The sequence below is a fragment of the Thalassomonas sp. RHCl1 genome, from assembly GCF_947387555.1.
In the GTDB taxonomy this organism is placed as follows: Bacteria; Pseudomonadota; Gammaproteobacteria; order Enterobacterales; family Alteromonadaceae; genus Thalassomonas.
This window is the reverse complement of record NZ_CANDNZ010000033.1, coordinates 1-3,528: the sequence shown is the minus strand read 5'-3', so window position 1 is coordinate 3,528 and position 3,528 is coordinate 1. Positions and strand designations below refer to the sequence as shown.

Sequence of the window (3,528 nt, the reverse complement as noted above, 5' to 3'; positions counted from 1 at the left end):
ATCTTTTTGTCCGCTGCAAGCGGCGATAACCATAGCATAGGCACTGTGGAATAAGGCCGCCGGGCTGAGCTTTAAGCGCAGAGCCTGCTCCCTGATACGGGCGGTTAAGTCCGGAGTAAGCTTTTGCTCCTGCTCATCTATGCTGTCTCCGCCACCCTGGACATTCATCAGGTTAAAGGGGGCACAGGTTTCGCTGATATCGCCGAGCTGCTTGTTAAAGAATTCCCGGGCGGCATCATCCTGCTCTTGCTCCTGGTGTTTGGCAAAAGCGACAAATTCCCGGTATTGTACTGGCTCAGGCAACAGCTCTTGCTGTCCGGTAAAAATAAGCGAGAGTTCCTGCTGGATAATGTCCATGGTGACATGATCCGTGATCACATGGTGGGTCAAGAGGCGGAGCATGTATTTATCGTTGTCGCTGTCATGGGCAACCGTCAGGCTAAGCAGCGGCCCCTGTTCGATATCGACCGCCAGGGTCTGCTCTTGATCATAGGCCTTAAAGCGGCTGAGCAGGTCTTCATTTTCATCACCCGGCAGGCTGACACGGTTAATCGGTAGCTCAACTGTGCGATAAACCACCTGTACCGGCTGCGGCATGTCGCGCCAGAGCACGGCGGTGCGCAGGGTGTCGTGACGGGCAATTACTTGATTCAGGCCGAAGATAAATTGGTTAAAGTTGTCTGTGCCGGATATTGTCAGGTAGGCAGGCATTACATAGGGATCGTTTTGAGGATCCATCATATGATGGAACAAAATTCCCTGTTGCAGCGGCGCCAGCGGGTAAATATCCTGGATATTGGCAGCGCCGCCGGGCACTTTGGCGATGACCTTTTCGATATCTTCCTGGTTAAGCCCCATTAGCGGCAGCATATCTGGAGTGATCACCGAGGCATTAACCGGAATCATATTATCAGGAGCCTTGAATGATGGCGCTTTTGTCTGGCTGTCTGATGTGATTTCTCGGGCCAGATCTGACAGTTGCGGATGTTGAAATAACTGGCGAACTTCTACTGAGAATCCGGCTTGTTGCAATTGAGACATTACCTGCATGGCCCGCAGGGAGTGTCCGCCTAATTCAAAAAAGTTATCTGTAACCCCCACTCGCGGTATGGTCAGTACCTCTTGCCAGATTTCACATAGGATTTTTTCAGTTTCGGTAGAGGGAGCCACATAGGAAGCTCGCTGTTGCGACAGCTCAGGTTCGGGCAAGGCCTTGCGGTCGATTTTACCGCTTACCGTCAGCGGCCAGCTTTCCTGGCTGATGAAGATTGCCGGTACCATGTAGTCCGGTAATACCTGGCCAAGTTGCTGTTTAAGAGATGGGATCAGCTGGCTATTGTCCCGGCTGGCATCCTCGCCGATAAAATAGGCGACCAGGTGTTGTTCGCCTTGTTGATCGGTATGGGCAACAACCAGGGCCGAAGCAATTTCCGGTAGCTGTTTTAACTGATGCTCGATTTCTCCCAATTCAATACGCAGGCCGCGGATCTTCACCTGATGATCGCTGCGCCCCAGATATTCCAGGCTGCCGTCCGGCAGGTAACGTACCAGATCGCCGGTTTTATATAATCTGGTGGTGGCAAGCTCAGGGAAAGGGTTGTCGACAAACTGTTTCGCCGTCAGTTCTTCCCGGTTGAGGTAGCCGCGGGCCAGGCCGGCGCCGCCGATATGTAATTCGCCGGTAACACCAAGCGGAGTTAATTGCATATTTTCGTTTAATACCAGCAGTTGGGTATTTTGCATGGCGTGGCCGATAGGTACTGTGTGTATAGATGAAGTCGGATCACAGGTCCAGTGACTGACATCTATCGCGGCCTCGGTCGGGCCGTACAGGTTATACAGCTTCGCCCGGGTCCCTGTGGTAAAGAAGCTGTCTTGTAGCTCTTTGGACAGAGCTTCACCGCTACAAAATACTTGTCTGACACTGCTACATTCTGACCAATGGCTGCCTGCCAGCATCAGGTTGAGCATAGAAGGGACAAAATGCAGACTGGTTATCCCGTGCTGCTTGATCACCGCTTCCAGGTACTTGGGATCTTTATGGCCTTCGGGTTTGGCGATCACCAGGCATGCGCCTGAAATCAGCGGCCAGATCAACTCCTGCAGGGAAACATCAAAACTATAAGGGGTTTTCTGCAGTACCTTGTCTTGTGTCGTCAGCGGGTATTGCTTTTGCTTGGCATCTGTCTGGTTAACCAGGCCCTGATGGGTACAGACAACCCCTTTAGGCATGCCGGTGGAGCCAGAGGTATAGATGACATAAGCGCAGCTTAACGGCGATTGTACCCGGGGGCGTTCGATGCTGTTTGGGGATAAAGCGGCTAAATCCGCAGCCAGAGCAGCTTCGTCAATGGCCAGTACCGGAATTTCGGTCAGATTGTTTAATTTGTCGGTCAGGTGCTGCTGGCTGATAATGGCAAGCGGTTGGCTGTCGTCCAGGATGGCGTCGACCCTTGATGCCGGTAATTGCGGATCCAGAGGCACATAAGCGGCACCGGTTTTTAATACCCCCCAGATAGCTACCAGCATTTCGATGGATCGCTCCATATAAAGGGCAACCAGGGCTTCCGGTTTGGCGCCCGATGCAAGCAGGTGTCTTGCCAGCTGATTGGCTCTTTGCTCCAGCTGACGGTAACTCAGTTGCTGGTCCTGGAAAATTAACGCGGTATTGTCCGGGGTTTTCGCTACCTGGGCTTCGAATAAATCGTAAATGCATTTATCGTCAGGATAATTCTGAGCGGTGGCGCTTAAGGCAAATAAGCTTTGTTGCTCTTTCTCCGGTAATACCGAGTATTGGCTGATCAGATCTTGGGTATTGTTCGCCAGCAGGTCGGTTAACCGGGTCAGGGCGGTGATCATATAATCGAGTATCCGTCCGGCATCAATTTGGGACTCTACCTGAACATTGATCAGGAAGTCTTGACCATAATCATCGACGGCAACCGAGAAAGGATAGTTGGTTCTTTCATTGGGGTCGATAAACTCCAGGCTGGACAGGATATCCCGGGCGCTGCCCTCTTGAGGTTTTCGGCTATGGCGATAATTTAATAATGCGGTAAATAACGGCGCATCGCCATTGATAGCGCTGCAGCTTTGGGCAAAAGCCAGGGAAACCTGCTCGTGTGGTAATAATTGCTGTAAGGCCTCATGTGTCTGTCGTACTAAGGCTTCTGCACTCTTGTCTGTCAGACTAATCCGCAGCGGCAGGGTATTGATAAACATACCCGTCATAGAGGCTGCTCCTTCGATACCCTGCAAGCGTCCGGACATCACGGTACCGAAAACAACATCTTTTTGTCCGCTGCAAGCGGCGATAACCATAGCATAGGCACTATGGAATAAAGCCGCCGGGCTGAGCTTTAAGCGCAGAGCCTGCTCCCTGATACGGGTGGTTAAATCAGGAGAAAGCTTTTGCTCTTGCTCATCTATGCTGTCTCCGCCACCCTGGACATTCATCAGGTTAAAGGGGGCACAGGTTTCGCTGATATCGCCGAGCTGCTTGTTAAAGAATTCCCGGGCGGCATCATC

Annotated in this window: 1 protein-coding gene; it reads right to left on the bottom strand. The window is 51.9% G+C overall.

Features of this window, described 5'->3' with window-relative positions; all coding sequences use genetic code 11:
• Positions 1-3,528, bottom strand: a 3,528-nt coding sequence (locus tag QL234_RS31840; RefSeq protein WP_281561746.1) for an amino acid adenylation domain-containing protein, incomplete at both ends; no start/stop codon positions are given.